Raw genomic sequence first — 20,613 nt, forward strand, 5'->3', positions numbered from 1 at the left:
ATGGCCCCACTCATGGCATGGACTCCAGCGTGCGCAGCACGGTCCAGCGCGCGGTGACCAGCGCCAGAAGGGCCAGCCCCGCCGGCACCAGCAGCAGAGCCCCCCATTGCCAGGGCTGCAACGCCAAGTCGGGCAGCAGGCTGGCCCGCAGCCCCTGGGAGGCGCGGTGCAGCCCATACAGCGTGCCACCGGCCAGCAGCAGCCCGATCCCGCCGCCGCGCAGGCTGCGGCCCACCACGTGCCGCTCGAACTGGCGCGAGACATAGCGGTCGGTGGCGCCCATCAAATGCAGCAGTTCCACCACCGGCCGGTGGATAGCAAGGCCGGTGCGCACGGCGAAGACAACGGTCATCACCGCCGCGGCCCCGATCAGCACCACCACACCCAGCGCCGCCAGCCGGATCGCCCCGGCGAAGGAGCGCAGATCGGCCAGCCACACCGCATGGTCGTCCAGCGTCGCCCCCGGCGCGGCGGAGGTCAGGCGCAGGCGGAGCGCACCGACATCGACCGGCCCGTCGGCGACGACATCGATCAGCCGCGGCATCGGCAGCAGCGGGTCCGCCGCCCCCGCCCCCAACCAGGGCTCCAGCAGCCGGGCGATCTCCCCCCCGCCCAGCAGGGTGGCCGACCGGATGCCGGGGACGGAGCGCAGGACGGTCAGCGCCGCCTCCGCCCGCTCGTCCAGCGGGGCGACGGGAGCACCCGGCATCGGCGCCACCTGCACGGTCAGGCCGCCGGCCAGCCCGCTGTCCCAGCGCTGGGCCATGTCCGTCACCAGCATGGCGCCGGCCAGCGCCAGCGCCGCCAGGAACGCCATCAGCGCGGCGATCCAGCCGAGAAAGCGCGAGGAGGGATCGACCGCCAGCGGCAGGTCGGAACGGGGCCGCACCGGACGAAGCGCCATGCCGCTACTCCCACGCAGGGTCGTTGGCCCGTGCATCCTTCGCGCGGGCCTCGACGCGGCCGCGCGCCGGCAGCACCATCAGCCGGCCATTGTCGAGATGAAGGCGCGGATGGTCGAACCGGCGGATCAGCGCCTCGTTGTGGGTGGCGATCACCACGGTGGTCCCCAGCTTGTAGAGTTCCTCGAACAGGTAGAGCAGCCGCATGCCGATGCCGTCATCGACGTTGCCGGTCGGCTCGTCGGCCAGAAGCAGCCGCGGCCGGTTGATCACCGAGCGTGCGATGGCGACCCGCTGCTTCTGCCCGCCCGACAGGGTGGAGGGCGTGGCGTGCAGATGGTTGCCCAGCCCGACCCAGCGCAGGATCTCGCTGCAATGGGCGACCACGTCGGCCTCCGGCGTGCCGGCCATGCGCAGTGGCAGCGCCACATTGTCCAACGCCGACAAATGGTCGAGCAATGCGAAATCCTGGAAGACCACGCCGATCTGGCGGCGCAGTTCCGGCAGGTCGCGGCGGGTCACCATCGCCATGTCGCGGCCGAACAGGGTGACCAGCCCGCGCGACGGCCGGTGGGCCAGATACATCAGCTTCAGCAGCGACGATTTGCCCGCCCCGCTGGCACCGGTCAGGAAATGGAAGGATCCCGGCTGAAGGGTGAAATTGATGTCCCGCAGCACCTCCGCCTCGGTGCCGTAGCGCAGGCCGACATTCTCGAAACGGATCACGGTTCCACCACAGCTCGCCATCCCTCCACGCCGGGACAATGCACCCGGTGGGGAGCGGAGTCCACCCTGCCCGGCAAACGGCCGCCATCCGCCGGCCGTCCTCTCCCGCACTGCGCGGAATACTTGAGAAGTCGGTGAAGACCTGACAAGTTGCCGGCCATGATCTGGATCCGGTCCCTCGCCTTCAACATCGCGTTCCACCTCTGGACCGCGCTGATGTGCTTCGCCCTGCTGTGGATGCTGCTGCTGCCGCGTCCGCAGATGGTCGCGGTGGTGAAATGGTATCTCAGCACCGTCGGCTGGCTGGAGCGCACGCTCGTCGGCATCCGCTACGAGGTGCGCGGGCGGGAGAACCTGCCCGACGGTCCCTTCCTGCTGGCGGCCAAGCACCAGTCCGCATGGGAAACCATGAAGCTTCACCTGCTGGTGGAGGACCCCGCGATCATCCTGAAGCGCGAGCTGATGTGGATCCCGATCTGGGGCTGGTATGCCGCCAAGGCGAAGATGATCCCGGTCGACCGCGGTGCCGGCGGGGCGGCGATCAAGTCGCTGATCCGCAACTCCCGCCCGGTGCGGGACGAGGGCCGCCCCATCGTGATCTTCCCCCAGGGCACCCGCGTGGCGCCAGGCACCTACCGCCCTTACCGCATCGGCGTCGGCGTGCTCTATGACAGCCTCGGCATTCCCATCGTGCCGATGGCGCTGAATGCCGGCCTCTATTGGCCGCGCCACAGCTTCCTGAAGCACCCCGGCACGGTGGTGGTGGAGTTCCTGCCGCCGATCATGCCCGGACAGCCGCGCGCCGAAGCGATGCGCGACCTGGAGGAGCGGCTGGAGGCCGCCAGCGACCGCCTCGTCACCGCAGCTGGCGGTCCGCCCACCCTGCGCCCGCCGCAACCGGAACCGGCACAGAGCAAGCGGACGGCGACCGCCGTCTCCTGACGAAAGGCATAGGGGCCGATCGCGACGGTTAATCCCTTGAGCGCCGCCGCGTATCTGCCTACCCTCGCGCAACGAATCGCCGGGAGGGCCGGTTGAACCGGCTCCGGATGACGCGCGAGAGGACGGATGACGCAGACCGCGAAGCCCCCCAGGCCTACCCGGTATCAGGATCGCTGGACGGAGCGATGGCGCGCAGCCGCCGTCGCCCTCCTGATGATGGTGCAGCCGCTGGCGGCCCCCGTCGGCGCCATCCTGACCGCTCCCGCGGCCCCCGCCCCGCTTGCCGCAACCGTCATCGCCGCCGTTACCGCGGCGGTCATCACGCTGTCTCCGGACGAGGCCGAGGCCCGCGCCGGGTCCAGCAGCAGGTCGTCGGGCGGCTATTCGCGCCCGTCGCGCACCCCGTCCGTCGGCAGCAGCAGTGGCGGCAGCGGCGGATACTCCCGCCCCTCCACCTCGCGCACGCCGTCCACCGGAAGCGGCGGCTGGTTCTCCGGCGGGTCCTCCAGCTCCAGCGGCGGCTATGCCCGGCCGGGCAACAGCGCCCCGTCGGTCGCCGCCCCGCCAACCTCGGCGGGCGACCGGACCTTCAGCCAGCAGGGCTCGGCCGATGCGCTGAACCGCTACCGCACCAAGCAGGAGGCCGACCGCACCCCGCCGGCCCAGCCAAGTGCGCCGCCCCCCGCCGCCTCCACCCAGGGACGGACCGGCGGGTCGAGCAGCTCCGGCGGGTCCGGCTGGGGGTGGGGCGGGTCCTCCTACCGCACGCCGTCGACGCGCCCGGCGCCGGCCAACCCCTATGGCGGCTATGGCTGGAGCCCGCCGCCCTACACCGTCAGCGCCCCGCGCCGCTTCGGCGTCTGGGACGGGCTGTTCCTGTGGTTCATGCTCGACACGCTGACCCGGCCGGGTCATGCCGCCTTCTTCCACAACAACGCCGACGACCCCGGCTATCGCGAATGGCGCCAGGAGGCAGACCGGCTGGCCCGCGACAATGCGGAGCTGCGCGGCAAGCTGGACCAGCTCGACCAGTCGGTGGCGGCCCAGGCCGGCACCCCGCGCCAGGCCGGCCAGTTGCCGCCCGACGTGCCGGCGGATCTGGCCCGCGCCGATTCGGCCAGCTCGGCCAGTTCGGTTGACAGCACCAGCGCCGCGCAGGCGTCACGCAGCTCCGGGCACGGTTTCTGGTGGTGGGGCCTGCTGCTGCTGGGAGCGGCGGTGCTGTTCCTGCTGTGGCGGGCGCGGCGGCGGATGGATGCGCCATCCAAACCAAGTGCAGTCGCCAACAGCCCTGTCTCCAAGGGCTCTGGCTCCAAGGGAGGATCGGACGTGCCCCTGTTCGGAACGCTCGGCAACTATGTGAACCAGAAGCTCGGCGGCAAGACCTACAGCCCGTCGCTGTTCCGGCTGGGCATGACGGTCACCGTCGACCCCACCCCCTTCCTGCTGGCGGAGAGCGCCACCAAGGTCAAGGCGCCGGACACCGGCACCGACCGTCTGGTGTCGATCGAGGCGGTGGGAACCGTCACCTCCGGCCCGGCTACCGTCTACCGCCTGCATCTTCCCGGTGGCGGCTTCTTCCAGATCCACCTCGGTCCCGACGGGCAGCCGGACGAGTGCCGCTATTTCACCCCCATCGACAGCGTCACCCCGTCCGACGAGGGCGAGTGGGGCTTCTGGCTCGACGATGCGGAGGGGATGATCGGCTGGCCGGAATTCCAGACCAAGGACGGCAAGCTCTATCCCCGCATCTGGCAGCCGGGCGCCAGCCGCATCCAGCCCTTCACCCTCAGCGAGGCGCGCCAGACCCTGCGCGGGACCGAGACGGTGACCAGCCAGTCGATGCTGTACGGCGCCCCGACCAACGCCGGGGATCCGGCGCCCGCCACCGAATATATCCTGGTGGAGGCGGTGGAGCGGTCTGGCCGCGCGTCGGTCGAGATCGCCGCCGGCATCGACGTGAACCCCGCCTCCCTCTCCCTGTCCTAAACCCCCACACGACAAGAGTGCCGGCCCCATGGAAAGCACCTTCGGTTCCATCCTGACCGCGCTCGGCACCGGCCTTCCGGTGCTGCTGGTCCAGCTCGCCGTCACGCTGGCGCTGCTGGCGGTCGGCGTCGCCGTCTATACCCGCATCACCCCCTTCGACGAGCGCCGGCTGGTGGCGGAAGGCAATGCCGCCGGCGGCCTGACGCTGGCGGGGTCCATCGTGGCGCTCGCCATTCCGCTGGCGGCGACGCTGGCGACCAGCACCTTCGTGCTGGATATCCTGTTGTGGGGTGTGGTGGCGGTCATCCTCCAGCTGGTCGCCTTCGCCGTGGCGACCCTGCTGATCCGCGACCTGCGCGGCCAGATCGAATCGGGCAACGTCGCGTCGGCGGCGACGCTGGTCGGCGTCCAGCTCGGGGTGGCGGTGATCAACGCCGCCGCCATGGCCGGATAAGCGGGGCGGGAAAAGGCGGCCGAATGAGCCGGGCGGGACAAATCGCCCCCGAGAGGTAAGGATAGGGGTCTGGTTCCCGGATCGCCCCCACCCCATCTGTGCAGGCGAAGCATCCGCGGCCCCGTCCGCGGGCGCCTCCAACAACCCTCCTTCGACAGGAATCAGCCATGCTTGCCTTCATCCGCAACCTTATGGGTGTCAAGACCGACCAAGCCGTCCAGGGCGCCATGGAGGCCCTGGTGCGCTGGGATCCGAAGTCCGCGACCGAGGCGGAGCTGCGGACAATGGAGCAGCATCTCGACGGGCTGGGCCGGCAGGTGGCGGAAGCCCGCGCCATCCATGACCGCGAGCAGCGCGAGGCCAACGAGATCAAGGCCCTGTCCGGCCAGCGCATGGCCGCGGCCGAGCATCTGCAGCGCCAGATTGACGGCGAAACCGATCCGGCCCGCAAGGCCGGCCTGGAAAAGAGCCTGGAGACCATCGTCGCCATGCTGGAGGAGATGGCCCCCGACATCGAGCGCGAGGTTCGCGACGCGGTCGAGGCGCGCGAGTTCCTGGAGATGCTGGAAAAGAACTACGCCGATGCCGGCGCCAAGCTGAAGGCCGCGCGCGCCGAGCTGACCCGCGCCCAGCGCGACATGGGCCGCGCCGACCAGCAGCGCGCCATGGCCGAGCGTCAGGCCGAAGCCGCCCGTCAGGCCGCCGGCCTCGCCGGGGCCACCAGCGGCCTGACCGTCGCGCTGAAGGCGATGCAGGACACGGCGGCCAAGGATCTGGCCGCGGCGGAGGCCGCCAACGCCAAGGCCAAGCTGCTGCGCCCGTCGGCCCCGGAAAAGGAAGACCCCAACATCGCCGCAGCGCTGGCCGCCGCGTCGGGCAAGACCGCCCCGACCAACCTGTCCGACCGTCTGGCGGCGCTGAAGGCCAAGCAGGGCTGAGCGTTCGGGGGATCGGCGGGGGGAAGACTCCGCCGATCCTTACCTCCTGGGGGATGGAACAGCGTGGAACGGTTTCCGGCGCCTGTTCCATTCCGCCCGCCGGCCTGCCCGCCTCACAGCCGGTCGAAGGCGGCCTGTCCGCCCTTGCGCTCCAGCGCCGAGCCGAGGGTGGGATAGGGATCGTCGGGGTTGAGGGTGTAGGGATAGACGCCCTTCGGCCCCACCGCTTCCGGGCGGGCGAGGATGGCGGCGACGGCGCGCGGGTCCGGCGGAGTACGTTCGCGGAAGGCGCCGGGGATGCTGTCGTCGTCGAGATCGGAGACGATCTCGGTGGCAAGGTCGGTGGCAGACACGGCAGACAGGTCTTGCGACGGCTGCGGGGTTTGCGGCTGTTGTGCCGGGTGTGCGGCGAGCCCGTCGAGGATGCCGAGCCGGTCGGCCAGCCAGCGCACGGTGGAGGGATCGCCGGAGGAGACCAGCCGCTCGATCTGCTCGACGACCAGACTGCGCAGCGACGAGAGGCGCAGGTCGGCCTCGCGGTTCAGCGCCTGACGTTCCCACCACACCCTGTGACGGAAATCCTTGGAGCCGTAATAGGCCCGCCAGAGCGTGGTGCGGCTGCATCCCATGGCGCGGGCGACATAGAGGAAGCTGCTGCCGCGCGCCAGCATGCCGGCGGCCATGATCCACTGCTCCTCATGGAACTGCGATCCGGGGACCAGAGAGCCTGCCGACAGCACCGGCGGCTCTTGGGCCCAGAGGGGGAAATTGTCGTTCTGGAAGGTACGGCTGTCGAGGGCCATGGCGTCGCTCCGCAAGCTGGAAGGGTTGCGGGGAGGTTATAGGATTTTGATCCTTGCTTGGTGGATTTTGTGCAAAACCGGAGGCGCGCGACGCCAAGCCGGATCAGGCGACGGCCCTGTCATCGCAGGACAAGCATGGTTCATGCGTCGGTTCATGAATGTGCCAAGCTCCTTTGCCCATCTGCTTGGCACGGTACATCGCGGCGTCCGCCTGACGGAGAGTGCAGGGAAGATCGCCACAGTCGCTTGAGGTCAGCGCTATTCCGATGCTGCACCCCACCCCCATCTCCAGGTTGCGAACCTCTTTGACGATGCGGGCGGCGACGCTGGTGGCGACCATTCGGACATCGGGGTCATGCCCGCTCAGGCAGATGACGAACTCATCGCCGCCAAGGCGGCCGAGCAGGTCGCCGTCACGGGTTGTCCGGCGCATGATCTCAGCCACCATCGCCAGAACCTTGTCGCCCTCGTGATGGCCTTGCCGATCGTTCACGCCCTTGAAGCCATCGAGGTCGATATAGAGAAAGGCAAGGGCCGATCCCCGGTTGCCGGCGCTCTGCCGCATTGCCTCGGCCAGTTCGAGGAACAGCGCGCGGGCGGGCAAGCCGGTCAGAGGATCGCGCCGTGCCTGATGCAGTTCAGCTGTCAGTTGCACCGCGGTGCTTTCAGCTTCGAGCACGCGCAGCTGGACGCGGTGTTCGTTGCGGATCATCCTGGCTCCCCAAAGAAGAAGGAGCAGGACAAGCGTCACGGTGAGGGCCACTTCGCCAACGAACCAGAGTGACCGTGTCCGCCATGCGGCGAAAGCCGACTCCCCTTCGATGCCGGCATAGACGATGAGGTTCAGATCGGGGATCAGCCGGTAGGCGGCGAGCCGTTCCTTGCCGTCCAGCACCGATTGCGACCAGTAGACCCCGACCGCGGAGCGCGGAAGTTGTTCTTGAAAGAGCTGTCCTGTCCGGTTGTTCTTGCCGAGGTGTTTGGCGAGGTCCGGCTGCCGGGCGACGATCTCGCCGTCGGTGCGGAAGACGGTGACGGTCGTATCCAGCCCGAACGACATCATGGCATAGAAGTTGACCAGCCATTCCGTCTTCATCCCGGCACTCGCGACGCCGATGATGTCGCCGCTCCAGTCGCGGATCGGCCGCGAGATGGTGAAGATGATGCGGTTGTCCAGACGGCTGCGCAGCGCCGGACTGACCACAAGGTCAGCCCCCGCCATCGCAGCCTGGAAATACGGGCGGTCAGCGACGTTGAGCGGCTGATCCATCTGACGGCCGGTCCCGACCACGCCGTTCCCTTTGGCATCGATCAGCCACAGGGTTTCTCCACCGTCCACATTGGCGAGCGCATCGCGCAGCCGATGCCAATAGGCGGGGCTCTGTACGGCCTTCAGGCTTCCGGCCTCGTCGACCAAAGCGGCGGCCTGACGCAAGGCAATGTCCGCACCCTTTGTCGTGTGCAGGACGTGGGCCTCGACGACTTTGGCCATGTCGGCGGCAATCGCTTCCATCCGTTCAGCGGTTCGCTGCCGATCCTGCCAGACGAGGTGGCCCGTCATCACGACGACAACAGCCAGGGCCAATGCAGCAGCGAGCAAGGATCTGAGGTGTCGTGGCATGGATGCTCCGTTGCAACGGCAGGACGGTGAACGCAGGCACCACGTGCAATTAATGCACCAAGCGGTATTCCCTACAGGCTCAAGGTTCCGTCTCGCTTGGGGGCATCCACCTGTCGCAAACTGCGTCTCAGTATCGGAGGTACCCAGCCAGAATGCATAGGTCCTCCATACCTTAGGGCGCGCTTCGGAACCGATTGCCATGGGTCGTCTCGCCATGGGTCCGCCCCCTGATGGGCACGGCCGACGCGGCGTCTGTGGGGCCCTGTCGGCCGCCTTGCCGTTCGGCGACGGGCCGACCGCTCCGTCGCTATCGGCCTTGTGGCGATCGCCATTGACGGGGTGCTGGCGGACCGTCGTCGCAGCCGAAAGGGTCGAGCGACATCAAGTATTTGAAATAAAATACTTTTTCGTCGTCCCCGCGAAGGCGGCGATGATGGCGGGGAGAAGCGGGCGATGCGATCCCGATAAAACGCGGCTCGAAGGCCCCCAATCCTTACGTCTCGGGGGAGGCTGCTTTCGCCGCTTTCGCCTTGCGCGCCGCCACTTCGAACGCGACGTCCTCGATCAGCCCGCCGGTCAGCGAGGACAGGGCCGACTTCAGGCTCGGCCAGTGGTTCATGCGGGCGGTGTCGGCGACGGCGGCATTCCGGGCCATCAGGACGAGGCGGCGGCCGCCCTGCGGGGCTTCCTCCACCCGGTCCGGCTCCAGTTCGGCCAGCAGCGGGGCGGGGACCTTGCCCTTCAGGGCATGCAGGACGGCGGCCCACAGGGCGGTCACGTCGTCAGCGTCGGGCAGCGGGCCCAAGTCGGCGAGGCCGGCCTCCACCGGATCGGCAGGAGCCACGGTGTCGACCTTGCCGATGCGGCGAGCCCGGCGGCCGGCGCTGTGGCGTTCGCGCTCCAGATAGGTCTCGGCCGCTTCCTCCTCGTCCTTGGCGAGGAATTCGAGGGTCACCGCCTCGATCTTGCGGCCTTTCCGCTTCATCTTGTCTTCCGGCATGCTGACGCGGAAGGGGGCGAGCTGGTTCACCTCGGCGATGGCGCGGTCGATGGTGCGGGTGCGCAGGATGCCGAAATCCTTGTAGGCGCCCTCCGGCACATTCATCAGCTTGCGCAGCGTGTCGATGTCCAGCTCCAGCGACGGATAGTCCATCTGGTAGCGCTGCATGCCGATCTCGTACAGCTTCAGCGCGTAGGTGCTGGTGACCTTGACCATCGCCGGACCGGACAGCTTGGCCCAGAGCTGCGACGAGCGCTGGATTTCCAGGAAGGCGTCGGTGAACTGGAAATGGATGTCGGCGGCGTCGCTGTCCTCCTCCTCCTCCGGCCGGACATAGCTGGAGAGGATGCGCAGTTCAGCGCGCGACCGCCGGCCGCGGAAGGGGCCGATGACCACCAAACTGGAATCGAAGATTTCCTTCAGCGCGTCGAAGATGCGCTCGTTGCCCTTGTGGTTGCCGCGCACCACGCGCTTGGGCATCCGGTAGAGCTTGTTGGCGAAATTCTGGCTGCCGGCGAGATGGATCATGAAGTTCAGCATCTTCTGCGCCGGCAGCGACAGGCGCGTGCCGTTGGCGGGATAGCTGTAGACCGCCTCCGCCGCCTTGATCAGATGCTTGTAGCCGTCGCGCTCGAAGGTGGCGCTGGCGACGCGGGCGGTCAGGCCGGCGACCGGAGCCGCGGAGTCGGCACTGACGGCCGGCAGCGTCGCCGCACTGCCGTCGCCGTCGATCACCGCGCCGCCGGCCAGATCCTGCGGACCCAGCACCACCAGCCCCGGTCCGCCCTTCGCCGATTCCGCAATCCTGTCGGCAGTCATCGGGGCCGCCATGGGCGCAGCCGCGTCCGACGGGACGGACTCCTCCGCCACCGTGCTGCGCGCCTTCCTGCGCCCCGTCCCCGCCATAGCTATCCTCCGCCAGAATCGGGGGAGGCTAAATCAATCCTTACCAGAAAAACAAGTAAGGAAAGGGTCGCGTCGCAGAATCCTTTTCATCCTTACGCCATGGGGGCGGAACCCTTACGCCCCGGGGGGTGTGCGAATCGCCCCCACCCGGTAAGGCTGTTTCCCCCAGGCTGTAAGGAAGATTCGCAGCGACTCGCGGACTCGCCTGGAGATTCGCGCCGACGAATCCTCTTAAAAGGGAAAGGGAGTCGCAAAGGCTTGCCAAGTGCCGGATCCGCAAGGGCTTCCCCAAGGCTTCCAGAGTGCGAATCTCGCCCAAAGGTGCTCTTCCGCATCCTTACAGACCCCGAATCGGACCGACTCGATTCGCCAAAAGCGCCTCCGGGGGGATGCGTTCCATCCTTACTCCGTGGGGGAGCGACGCCAGTTTTGCTGTCCGGAGCCCTGTGGGCAAGCGCAATCCTTACGGCTTGGGGGCGCTCAAAGCCGGATCCAGGCCCCCAAGAGGTAAGGATCAAAGCATTCAAGGGAGCGCATCATCCGATTCTGGGCTGTGCCAGGAGTCACAGGCCCTTAAACGCCCCCAGGATGTAAGGAAGCCCGCCCCCAAGCCGTAAGGATCGGGGAGCGGGCCTGTCGTTCGCATCGGGGCGGAGTGTGGCCCCCAGGGAGTAAGGATAGGGAAGAAGGAACAGGATAAGAGTTTGTTATATAATGTTTTTTCCTAATGGGCCGCCAGCAGGAGAAGCCCCTGGCCGAGATAGACGCTGGCGGTTCCCATCACCAGATAGCGGCTCCACAGGCGGAACTGGGCGTCGCTCATGCGGTCGAGGACACGGCGGGAAAGATTCGTGCCGATCAGCGCCATGGCGATCGACATCAGGATCACCGTCGATTCCACCGTCTCGTCGCCGCTGCCGGCCACCAGCGGGGCGAAATAGACGATCTTGACCAGATGGCCGACCGATTGGATGGCGGCCTTGGTGGCGACCACGCTCTGCCGGGTCATGCCGCTGCGGATGAAGAAGGTGTCGAGCAGGGGACCTGAGATGCCGGCGAGCAGCTGGATGCCCATGCAGAGGAAGCCGCCCAGCACGCCATGCAGCGGCTTCTGCGCATTCAGCGCCCAACGGGCGGGGATGGCCAGCGCCAGGAAGGGCGTCAGTCCCAGGATCAGCAGCGACACCGCCCGGTCCGGCACGGCGCCGGCCAGGGCGAACAGCAGGCCGGCGACCGAACCGCCCAGCGCGAAGCGCAGGATGACCGGCCAGACGACATGGCTCCGCCACAGCCATGCCCGCCAGCCGTTGGAGGCGAACTGCGTCACGCCATGCAGCAGCATCGCCGACGGCACCGGCAGCAGGATCAGCAGCAGGCCCATCAGCACCATGCCGCCGGCCATGCCGAACAGGCCCGACAGAAACGAGGTCACGAGAACGGTGAGGCCAAGCCCCACCATCAGCGGAAGCGTCAGCATGAATCGCCCGAATGCCAGAGAGGATGCCCAGAAACTCTCACGCGCACGGTTGCGCCGCAAACGGCATTGTTCGATGCTCAGCCCCAGGAAAAGTTGGGGTGGGATCGGAGTGACATTGGGGATGGACGCATGCGCCGCCTGCCCTCGCTGAACGGACTGCGCGCCTTCGAGGCGGCGGCCCGCCATCGCAGCTTCACCGCGGCGGCGGCGGAGCTGCATGTCTCGCAGGCGGCGGTCAGCCGGATGGTGAAGCTGCTGGAGGACCGGCTGGGCTTCGCCCTGTTCGACCGCCGGGCCAATGCGCTGGAGCTGACCGAGCGCGGCCGGGCGCTCCAGCCGGCGCTGACCGACGCGTTCGACGGCATCGCCCGGCGGGTCGAGCAGGTGTCGGCGATGCGGGCCGGGCCGGTGCTGACGGTCGGCATGGGGGCGACGGTGGCGGTGCGCTGGCTGATCCCGCGCCTGTCGGGCTTTCACCTCGACCATCCGGAGATCGAGGTGCGGATCGCCACCGGCGGGGCCGGGGCGCCGATGAACGACGACTGGACCTGCGCCGTCCTGCTCGGCGACGGCCAGTGGCCCGGCTATGAGGCGGAGCGGCTGTTCTCCTCCAGCCTGGAGCCGGTCTGCGCGCCGCGGCTGGCGGCGGCGTTGCGGGAGCCGGCGGATCTGGCCGGCGCCACGCTGCTGCACGTCTCCCATTGGGGGGAGGACTGGCCGCGCTGGCTCGATGCCGCCGGGGTGGCCGATCCGATGCTGGCCTCGGGAACGCGGGGGCTGTCCTTCGGCAGCTATGCCATGACCTTGCAGGCGGCCATCGACGGCGTCGGGGTGGCGCTGGCGCCGTGGCTCTACAGTGCGGACGACATCGCCGCCGGACGCCTCGCCGCGCCCTTCGCGCTGGCGGTGCCGATGGTCCATTCCTGGTATCTGGTCTATCGCGCCTCGCGCCGGGAGGATGCCGGCTTCGGCGCCTTCCGTGACTGGCTCTACCGGCTGCGCGCGGAAATCGCGTGAGGAGGCGCATGGCCGGGCGGCGCAATTGACCGATGCGCCGGCCGCGGGTGCCGACATAGGCTGTGCGCTGTTCTGTCTCAGTTTCGACCCGTCATGACCGCACAGGACCGCGCGATGCCGCCCACCGCCGCCCCTCTCTCTACCGAAGACGCCGCCCACCCTGCTCTCTCCCGCTCGCTCGTCCTGCTGATGGCGCTGGCCTGCGGCGTGGTGGTCGCCAACATCTATTATGCCCAGCCGCTGGTCGGGCTGATCGGCCCGGCGGTCGGGCTGTCGCCGGAGACCGCCAGCCTCGTCGTCACCCTGACCCAGGTCGGCTACGGCGCCGGGCTGATCCTGCTGGTGCCGCTGGGCGACCTGCTGGAGAACCGCCGGCTGGTGGTGGTCACCCTGTGCAGCACGGTCGCGACCCTGCTGGTGGCGGCGGTCGCCCCCACCGCGTCCCTGTTCCTGACCGCGTCCTTCCTGATCGGCGTCACCTCGGTCGCCGTGCAGATGCTGGTGCCGCTGGCCGCCCACATGGCGCCGGAGGCCTCGCGCGGGCAGGTGGTCGGCAATGTGATGAGCGGGCTGCTGCTCGGCATCCTGCTGGCCCGCCCGGTGTCGAGCCTGATCGCCGACAGCCTGGGCTGGCGGGCGGTCTTCGTCCTGTCGGCGGTGGCGATGGTCGGCTTCGCCGTGCTGCTGCGGCGGGTGCTGCCGCAGCGCCGGCCGACGGGCCGGTCGAGCTATGGCGCGTTGCTCGGCTCGCTGGGGCGGCTGCTGGTGCGGACACCGGTGCTGCAACGGCGGACCGTCTACCAGACCATGATGTTCGCCGCCTTCAGCCTCTACTGGACCTCGGTCCCGCTGCTGCTGGCGGGGGCGCCCTTCCATCTCAGCCAGCGCGGCATCGCGCTGTTCGCCCTGTCGGGGGCGGCGGGCGCGCTGGTGGCACCCATTGCCGGGCGGATCGCCGACCGCGGCTGGACCCGGCCGGCCACCGGCTTCGCGCTGGCAATGGCGGCGCTGTCCTTCTTCGTCGCGCGTGCCGGCGAGGGCTCCATCGCGCTCCTGGTGCTGGCCGGGCTGCTGCTCGACATGGGCGTGCAGATGAACATGGTGCTGGGACAGCGCGCCATCTATTCGCTGGGGGCGGAGACTCGCAGCCGGATGAACGCCATCTATATGGCGATCTTCTTCCTGGGCGGGGCCGCCGGCTCGGCGCTCGCCGGCTATGCCTTCGCCGTCGGCGGCTGGGCGCCGGTGACCTGGATCGGCTTCGCCTTTCCCGCCATCGGCCTGCTGTTCTACCTGACCGAATTCCGCGGGCGGCCCGCCGCCTGACCTGAACTTCAAGGAGACGATGCAATGGATCAACGCCCGCTTGGCCGCAGTGGCCTGACGGTGTCCCCGCTCTGCTTCGGCGGCAACGTGTTCGGCTGGACCGCCGACGAGGCCACCTCCTTCCGGCTGCTCGACGCCTTCGTCGATGCCGGCTTCAACTTCGTCGACACCGCCGACGTCTATTCGGCCTGGGCGCCCGGCAACCAGGGCGGCGAGTCCGAGACGATCATCGGCAAATGGATGAAGAGCCGCGGCAACCGCGACCGCATCGTGCTGGCGACCAAGGTCGGGTCGGAGATGGGGCCGGGGAAGAAGGGGCTGTCGCCCGCCTGGATCCGGACAGCGGTGGAGGACTCGCTGCGCCGGCTCCAGACCGACCGCATCGACCTCTACCAGTCGCACTGGGACGATCCCGAAACCCCGTTCGAGGACACGCTCGGCGCCTACAGGGAGCTGATCGACCAGGGCAAGGTCCGGGCCATCGGCGCCTCCAACCTGACCGCGGCCCGGCTGCGCGAGGCGCTGGAGGTCAGCGCCCGCACCGGCCTGCCCCGCTACGAGACCCTGCAGCCGGAATACAACCTCTACAGCCGCGAAGGCTACGAGGCGGAGCTTGAGGGGATTTGCCGGGAGAATGGGCTGGGCGTCATCAACTACTATTCGCTGGCCGCCGGCTTCCTGACCGGCAAGTACCGCTCGGCCGGGGATGTGGGCAAGAGCGCGCGCGGCAACGGGGTGGTGTCGAAATACCTGAACGAGCGCGGCCGGGCGATCCTGGCGGCGCTGGACGAGGTTTCCGGCCGGCATGGAGCGACGCCGTCGCAGGTGGCGATTGCCTGGCTGATCGCGCGGCCCGGCCTGACCGCCCCCATCGCCAGCGCGTCGAAGCCGGAGCAGATGGGCGACCTGATCGCCGCCGCCGCTCTGCGGCTGGATGCCGACGACATCGCGCGGCTGGACCGGGCCAGCGCTTACTGAGGGCGCTTACCGGGGCGTCAGGTCAGGGCGAGGGGATCGCCGCCGCCTTGGGCGGGGCCGGCTTGCCGGCCTCGTCGCTTCGCAGAATCGCCAGGAAGGCGTCGGCCATGGCGTGATAGACCGAGTGCGGGCAGACCAGCCGGGACAGGGTGGTGGCGAGCGCCGCGCTCAGCATCAGCGGCAGCAGCATGTCGGGCGAGGCGCTCATCTCCGTGACGATGACGACGGCGGTCAGCGGCGCCTGCACCACGCCGGCGAAATAGGAGACCATCGACAGCAGCACCACCGCCTCCAGCGACGTGCCCGGCAGCAGCCCGCCGATGATCGAGCCGATGCCCGCCCCCACCGACAGCGAGGGGGAGAAGATGCCGCCGGGAATGCCGCAGATGCCCGACAGGGCGGTCGCCAGCAGCTTGGCCGGGGCGTAGTACCAGGGCAGGGTCTCCACCCCGTCGAGCACGGCGCGGGCCTGCTCGTAGCCGGTGCCGAAGGTCAGGCCGCCGGTGGCGGCGCCGATGACGGCCAGGGCGAGGCCGCAGCCGAGCGCGACGAACACCGGATGGCGGCCGATCCGCCCGCCCAGGCCGCAGCGGATCCAGCGCGACAGCCACAGCAGCAGGCTGCTGAAGCCGCCGCCGGCCAGACCGCCGACGAGGCCGGTCGCCAGCACCGCCTTCCAGTCCTGCCAGCTGGCCGAGGCGGCGGTGTGGCCGAAATAGGCGTAGTTGCCGAGCAGCGCGACGGCGACCAGACCGGCCGCCACCACCGCCACCAGCACGAGGCCGCTGGTCCGCCGCTCGAAGCTGCGGGCCATCTCCTCGATGGCGAAGACGATGCCGGCCAGCGGCGTGTTGAAGGCCGCGGCGACGCCGGCCGCCCCGCCGGCGAGGATCAGCCCCGGCTCCCGCCCCAGCCCGGCGAGGGAGCCGGCCATCAGCATGATCGAGGCGCCGACCTGCACCGTCGGCCCCTCCCGCCCGATGGAGGCGCCGCAGGCCAGCCCGACCAGGGTCAGCAGAATCTTGCCCACGGCGATGCGCGGCGACAGCAGCCGGCGCTTGGCCGCCGGATCCTGGACATGGCGGGCGGCGATGGCCTGGGGAATGCCGCTGCCCTGCGATCCCGGCACCACCCGCAGCGCCACCCAGGCCGAGACGGCCAGACCCAGCGGGGTCAGCAGGACGGGCAGCCAGGGCGATGCCGCCTCCGCCAGCCGGAACAGCTGCTGGGCGTAATCGGCGGCGCGGGCGAACAGCACGGCGACCAGACCGACCACGCCGGCACCGGACCAGAACAGCAGGCGCCGACGCCAGTTCCTGGGCGACATCCAGACATGGCGGGGTCTGCGCAGCCCCTGGGGCAGCCGGGGAGGCAGCGGGTGGCGCGGGCGGTTGGCGGAAGGCATTGGACGGGCCGGAAGCGGGGGGAACAGACGGGTGAAACGGCGGGAGGCCGAATTTAGGTCCGTCTTTCTCCGCAGAACCAGCCGCAGTCATGCAGATCTGGGGTCACGGTCCGGGTTCACATGCGTCCGGGGGGCACAGATCCGGCCCGGTCACGCGTGAGAATTGGGCATCAGCGGCGGACGACGCTCACCGTGTGGGGCTTCGCAGCGGAGCGGTTGCCGCGCGAGGCGATGGCGGCGCCTTGCAGGGTCTGCTGGCTGCGGCGCTTCTGCGCCTGCTCGACCTCGCGGCGGAAATTGGGGCCGAGCGCCTCGTAGGCGGCCTTCAGCTCCGGGTCCTTCATCCAGAATTCACGACGATCCATGGTTTCCTCTTATATTGGCTGGACGCCGGCCGAATGCCGGACAGACCTGCGACGTGCCGCCCCTGGAGACGCTGTGTAGAAACTGCGTCGCGGGCGGGTCATCCGTCGTTTTTATCAGGATGACGCCCGCGTTCCTTTTGGAAGGCGGGAGCGGCATGACGACTGACAGGTTGGGGCGGTCGGTCTTCACTTCAAGATACGCCCGGTGTCGGATCAGGCGACTTTTCGAAAGCCATAACGCCCCGCCCAACCCAAGGTTCCAGCCGGCGTCTTATCGGCCGCAGGTTCTAGGACCGGCGACTGATGGGAGCTTGTACAGAAGATCTCCCTCTCCCCCCTGCTCTCGCGCAAACGAAGTTTGCGCTGACGCGACAGGCGGACCTTTGGTCCGCCGAAAGCGGGGAGAGGGTCGGGGTGAGGGGGAATCATGGTGTGGATTGGTGGCGAATGGGGACTGCGCGATTCTTGAAGATCCTAGCGGCGCGTCCCCCTCACCCTAACCCTCTCCCCGGGGGGAGAGGGGATCTCGCCCGGGGAGAGGGGATCTTGTCGTGGGACAGAGCGGATCAGGCGTGCAGCAGGCCGATGTCGCTGAAGGCGATGTGGTCGAAGCCCAGGCCGTAGACCGGCGAGTTCGACGCCAGGCTGAAATCGTCCGCACCCGGATTGACGAAGGCCGGGTTCAGGATCACCGAGCCCTTGTCGTAGCCGGCGGCCTGCCAGTTCGACAGCGTGCCCCAGGCGCCGCTCGACATCACCTGCGGCCAGGCGTCGAACTCCTTCTCGGCGGTGTTCAGGCTGCTGTAGAAGTTGTTGTGGAGGTTGCCGACATTGGCCGGGCCGTAGATGTGGACGGCGGTGCCCTCGCGCACGTCGATGACGTTGCCCGAGATGTCGTTGCTGGTCATCGTGTGGCCCTTCCAGCCGCTCCAGGCGACATCCTGCTGGAGGCCGATCTGGGCGCCGCTGTTGCCGGCGATGACGTTCTCGGTGACCGTGTTGTTCCAGCCGCCATGCAGGAAGACGCCGCCGATGTTGTCGTGGACGACGTTGCCCTTCACCGTGGTGCCGCTGGTCCAGTCGTCGAGATAGATGCCCCAGCTCGCCACGCTGCTCGACGGGTTGGTCGCGGTGGTGCCCGACACGTCGTTGTTGATGACGGTGTGGTTGGCCAGATCCTGCTGGCGGTTGATCAGGTAGATGCCGCCGCCGTCGTTGGACTCCAGATTGGCGTCGACCACCTTGTTGTAGGAGATGGTCACGCGGTAGGCGGCGTCGCTGCCGTCCGTCTGGACCGAGCCGACGGCGATGGCCTTCTCCGGCGAGTTCTCGATCTGATTGTGGGTGACCTTGACGTCGGAGCTGCCGTTGATCCAGATGCCGGCGTCTCCGCGGTCGGCGGCGTTCGGATGCCGAATCAGGTTGTCGGACACCAGCGTGGCGTTGGAGCCGGCCTTGACGAAGATCGACTCGGCGCCGGTGTTGTCGAACTGGTTGCCGGTGACCTTGCTGTTGGCGCTGTTCTGCACCGTGATGCCGTAGCCGCCGCCCTTGACCACATTGTTGGCGAAGGTCAGGCCGGCCGCGTTGTCGGCGTAGACATAGTGGCCGCCGACAACGCCGTCGGCGAAGGTCAGGCCCTCGATGGTGACGTTCTTGGCGCCGCCGAGGCCGAAGGACACCGTGGCGTTGGAGCCGCCGTGGATCACCGCCTTCTCGCTGCCGTAGCCGACGAAATGCACGCCGCTGTCCTGGCCGTCCAGCCACAGACCGTTCTGGCGGTAGTCGCCGCCGCGGATGTAGGTGGTGTCGATGTTGGGGTCGGCGCGCATCGCCTGTTGCGCCTTCTGCAGCGAGGCGAAGGGACCGTCGGTGCCGTCGGCGTTGGGAGCCGCCAGCTTGCCCGACCAGCTGTCCTTGCCGTTGGTGGCGACGTAGAAGGCCGGGCCGGTCGGGGTGGGATTGGTCGGCGTCGTCGGGGTGGTGGGGGTGGTCGGGGTCGTCGTGGTGCCGGCCGGGAAATCGGAGGCCGGGGCGTTCACCACCAGCGTGCCGTTCCACCACATGCCCTTCTGGCCGGCGATCACGTCCTTGCCGTCGAGCGCGCCCTTGTCATAGCTGACGGCGCTGTCGGTCGCTGCGTATTTGTGGCCGTTGATCGCGATGCTGTTGACGGTCAGGCTGCGGTCCTGGCCGTTGATCATCGCATCGTTGTCGTACTGGATCTGCACCTTGTGCGCGACGCGGTCGGCGACGTCGGTGGTGAAGCTGAAATCCTTGGCGGCGGTGCCGGCGGTGCCCTCGCCGATCTGCTTGCCGTCGACCAGCACCTTGAAGTGGGCGTTGACGCCGCCCGCCGGGGTGCCGGAGGCGTTCACCACGATGGTGTCCTTGGCCGACGCCGGGGTCGCGGTGACGGCGGTGGGGAAATAGCTCTTGTCGGCGTTGACGACCAGCGTGCCGTTCCACCACAGGTTCGACTGGCCGGCGACGACGTCCTTGCCGTCCAGCGCGCCCTTGTCGTAGCTGACGATGCCGGCGGTCGGCGCGATCGTCTTGCCGCCGATGCTGATGCTGTTGACGGTCAGGCTGCGGTCCTGGCCGTTGATGACGGCGTCGTTGTCGTACTTGATCTGCACCTTGTGCGCGACGTCGCTGGTCAGCACGGGCGTGAAGACGAAATCCTTCGCCGTCGTGCCGGCGGTGCCCTCACCCACCTTCTGGCCGTCGACCAGCAGGGTGAAATGGGCATTCACGCCGCCTGCGGCCTTGCCCAGGGCGTTCACGACGATCTTGGTAGCGGAAGTGGCCATCGGTTCGGTGTCCTCGCCTGATGTGCCCGTCTGCCTTGGCCGTTGCTTGGGGGCCGGCTTTCGGGGCCTGATGTCCGTTTTGGGCCTGAACCCGGATGCGGGACGCAGGATGGCGGGGTGCTGCGGGATCTTTGTGTGATGTTTGCCCTAAAAAGAGCGGAATCCGCGACAAATTGCGGACATCCGGGCCGGGCCCCCGGTGCGGCCGTTGTCGTGATTGCAGTGCAGCATTTCCGCAACAGCGCAGGGTGCTAAACTTGCGGATTTCCCCTATTGATGAAGGAAGCCGTTGAACGAAAGGTGCTTTTCCCGGATTGTTTGGGGTGACTACAACTATTTGCCGCCGGAACGAGGCGCGGCGACCGCAAGGCAGCAGGCACCCCCATATGTCAGGCGACCGGAGCGGAACAAGGATTGACCGAGAGATGCACGAGTACAGCGAGCGGACGCGCCGCGCCGAAGACCACCCCGGCCACCGGCCCCTGCCGGCGGGCTGTTTCCGGATGCAGCGGCTCATTCGCTTTTCCCACTGTGACCCGGCCGGAATCGTCTATTTCCCGGTCTATTTCGACATGTTCAACGGGGCGGTGGAGGACTGGTTCACCCAGGGGCTGGACATCGACTATGCGACGATGATCCTGCAACGCCGCCTGGGCCTGCCCATCGTGCATGCCGAATGCGACTTCGTCATTCCCAGCCGGATGGGCGACACGCTGACGCTGGGCGTCCTCTTGGAGCGGCTGGGCCGCAGCTCCCTCCAGCTGCGCATCAACGGCGAGCATGAGGGGCAGGTCCGGCTGTCGGGCAGCCTGACCGTGGTCACCACCTCGCTGGACGATTTCGCCGCCGTGCCGATCCCGGACGACATCCGGGAGGCCATGAAGCGCTATCAGGCGGGCTGCGAGGGGTAAGGGGGGCTTGGGCCTGTTCCCCCTCTCCCACAAGGGGAGA

General features: G+C 68.5%; 17 protein-coding genes. 8 read left to right on the top strand and 9 right to left on the bottom strand.

Annotation, left to right across the window (positions count from 1 at the left end):
* Nucleotides 1-10 precede the first annotated feature (10 nt).
* Both ABNQ38_RS35880 and ftsE read right to left on the bottom strand, forming a co-directional pair.
* On the bottom strand, nucleotides 11-904 hold the full coding sequence (locus ABNQ38_RS35880; protein WP_377811729.1) for a cell division protein FtsX: 894 nt from the start codon (nucleotides 902-904) through the stop codon (nucleotides 11-13).
* 4 nt (nucleotides 905-908) lie between these two features.
* Entirely contained in the window at nucleotides 909-1,628 is a 720-nt protein-coding gene (gene ftsE / locus ABNQ38_RS35885; protein WP_377811730.1) for a cell division ATP-binding protein FtsE, read from the bottom strand.
* Nucleotides 1,629-1,787: 159 nt separating this feature from the next.
* On the opposite strand from ftsE, the gene ABNQ38_RS35890 reads away from it, so the two are divergent.
* From ABNQ38_RS35890 to ABNQ38_RS35905, 4 genes are all read left to right on the top strand, one after another.
* On the top strand, nucleotides 1,788-2,570 hold the full coding sequence (locus ABNQ38_RS35890; protein WP_377811731.1) for a lysophospholipid acyltransferase family protein: 783 nt from the start codon (nucleotides 1,788-1,790) through the stop codon (nucleotides 2,568-2,570).
* Between the two features lie 126 nt (nucleotides 2,571-2,696).
* On the top strand, nucleotides 2,697-4,559 hold the full coding sequence (locus ABNQ38_RS35895; protein WP_377811732.1) for a DUF2491 family protein: 1,863 nt from the start codon (nucleotides 2,697-2,699) through the stop codon (nucleotides 4,557-4,559).
* Nucleotides 4,560-4,587: 28 nt separating this feature from the next.
* Nucleotides 4,588-5,013, top strand: coding sequence for a DUF350 domain-containing protein (locus tag ABNQ38_RS35900; RefSeq protein ID WP_174474581.1), 426 nt, complete (start codon nucleotides 4,588-4,590; stop codon nucleotides 5,011-5,013).
* 167 nt (nucleotides 5,014-5,180) lie between these two features.
* Nucleotides 5,181-5,951, top strand: coding sequence for a hypothetical protein (locus ABNQ38_RS35905; protein ID WP_377811733.1), 771 nt, complete (start codon nucleotides 5,181-5,183; stop codon nucleotides 5,949-5,951).
* 113 nt (nucleotides 5,952-6,064) lie between these two features.
* Here ABNQ38_RS35905 and ABNQ38_RS35910 read toward each other — a convergent pair whose 3' ends face one another.
* From ABNQ38_RS35910 to ABNQ38_RS35925, 4 genes are all read right to left on the bottom strand, one after another.
* Entirely contained in the window at nucleotides 6,065-6,754 is a 690-nt protein-coding gene (locus tag ABNQ38_RS35910) for a hypothetical protein (RefSeq protein ID WP_377811734.1), read from the bottom strand.
* Nucleotides 6,755-6,857: 103 nt separating this feature from the next.
* Nucleotides 6,858-8,375: a diguanylate cyclase domain-containing protein gene (locus tag ABNQ38_RS35915; protein ID WP_377811735.1), complete on the bottom strand. Its 1,518-nt coding sequence runs from the start codon at nucleotides 8,373-8,375 to the stop codon at nucleotides 6,858-6,860.
* A gap of 493 nt (nucleotides 8,376-8,868) precedes the next feature.
* Nucleotides 8,869-10,281: a replication initiation protein gene (locus ABNQ38_RS35920; RefSeq protein ID WP_377811736.1), complete on the bottom strand. Its 1,413-nt coding sequence runs from the start codon at nucleotides 10,279-10,281 to the stop codon at nucleotides 8,869-8,871.
* A 724-nt stretch (nucleotides 10,282-11,005) separates the two neighbouring features.
* Nucleotides 11,006-11,758 (bottom strand): TSUP family transporter, encoded by a 753-nt coding sequence (locus ABNQ38_RS35925; RefSeq protein WP_377811737.1) that lies wholly within the window; start codon nucleotides 11,756-11,758, stop codon nucleotides 11,006-11,008.
* A 129-nt stretch (nucleotides 11,759-11,887) separates the two neighbouring features.
* On the opposite strand from ABNQ38_RS35925, the gene ABNQ38_RS35930 reads away from it, so the two are divergent.
* From ABNQ38_RS35930 to ABNQ38_RS35940, 3 genes are all read left to right on the top strand, one after another.
* Complete coding sequence (locus ABNQ38_RS35930; protein ID WP_377811738.1) at nucleotides 11,888-12,775, top strand: LysR substrate-binding domain-containing protein; 888 nt, start codon at nucleotides 11,888-11,890, stop codon at nucleotides 12,773-12,775.
* Between the two features lie 114 nt (nucleotides 12,776-12,889).
* Nucleotides 12,890-14,101, top strand: coding sequence for an MFS transporter (locus ABNQ38_RS35935; protein WP_377811961.1), 1,212 nt, complete (start codon nucleotides 12,890-12,892; stop codon nucleotides 14,099-14,101).
* A gap of 24 nt (nucleotides 14,102-14,125) precedes the next feature.
* Complete coding sequence (locus ABNQ38_RS35940; RefSeq protein ID WP_377811739.1) at nucleotides 14,126-15,079, top strand: aldo/keto reductase; 954 nt, start codon at nucleotides 14,126-14,128, stop codon at nucleotides 15,077-15,079.
* Between the two features lie 22 nt (nucleotides 15,080-15,101).
* Here ABNQ38_RS35940 and ABNQ38_RS35945 read toward each other — a convergent pair whose 3' ends face one another.
* The 3 genes from ABNQ38_RS35945 to ABNQ38_RS35955 all read right to left on the bottom strand — a co-directional run bounded on the left by ABNQ38_RS35945 (nucleotide 15,102) and on the right by ABNQ38_RS35955 (nucleotide 19,662).
* Nucleotides 15,102-16,484 carry a chloride channel protein gene (locus tag ABNQ38_RS35945; protein WP_377811740.1) on the bottom strand — a complete coding sequence of 461 codons (1,383 nt, stop codon included), beginning with the start codon at nucleotides 16,482-16,484 and terminating at the stop codon, nucleotides 15,102-15,104.
* A gap of 170 nt (nucleotides 16,485-16,654) precedes the next feature.
* Entirely contained in the window at nucleotides 16,655-16,849 is a 195-nt protein-coding gene (locus ABNQ38_RS35950) for a hypothetical protein (protein WP_377811741.1), read from the bottom strand.
* 566 nt (nucleotides 16,850-17,415) lie between these two features.
* The gene (locus tag ABNQ38_RS35955) at nucleotides 17,416-19,662 is read right to left on the bottom strand and encodes a carbohydrate-binding domain-containing protein (RefSeq protein ID WP_377811742.1); all 2,247 of its coding nucleotides are present in this window, start codon (nucleotides 19,660-19,662) and stop codon (nucleotides 17,416-17,418) included.
* A gap of 425 nt (nucleotides 19,663-20,087) precedes the next feature.
* On the opposite strand from ABNQ38_RS35955, the gene ABNQ38_RS35960 reads away from it, so the two are divergent.
* The gene (locus ABNQ38_RS35960; RefSeq protein WP_377811743.1) at nucleotides 20,088-20,573 is read left to right on the top strand and encodes an acyl-CoA thioesterase; all 486 of its coding nucleotides are present in this window, start codon (nucleotides 20,088-20,090) and stop codon (nucleotides 20,571-20,573) included.
* The last annotated feature ends 40 nt before the right edge of the window (nucleotides 20,574-20,613 follow it).

This window comes from Azospirillum sp. A29, assembly GCF_042604625.1.
In the GTDB taxonomy this organism is placed as follows: Bacteria; Pseudomonadota; Alphaproteobacteria; order Azospirillales; family Azospirillaceae; genus Azospirillum; species Azospirillum palustre.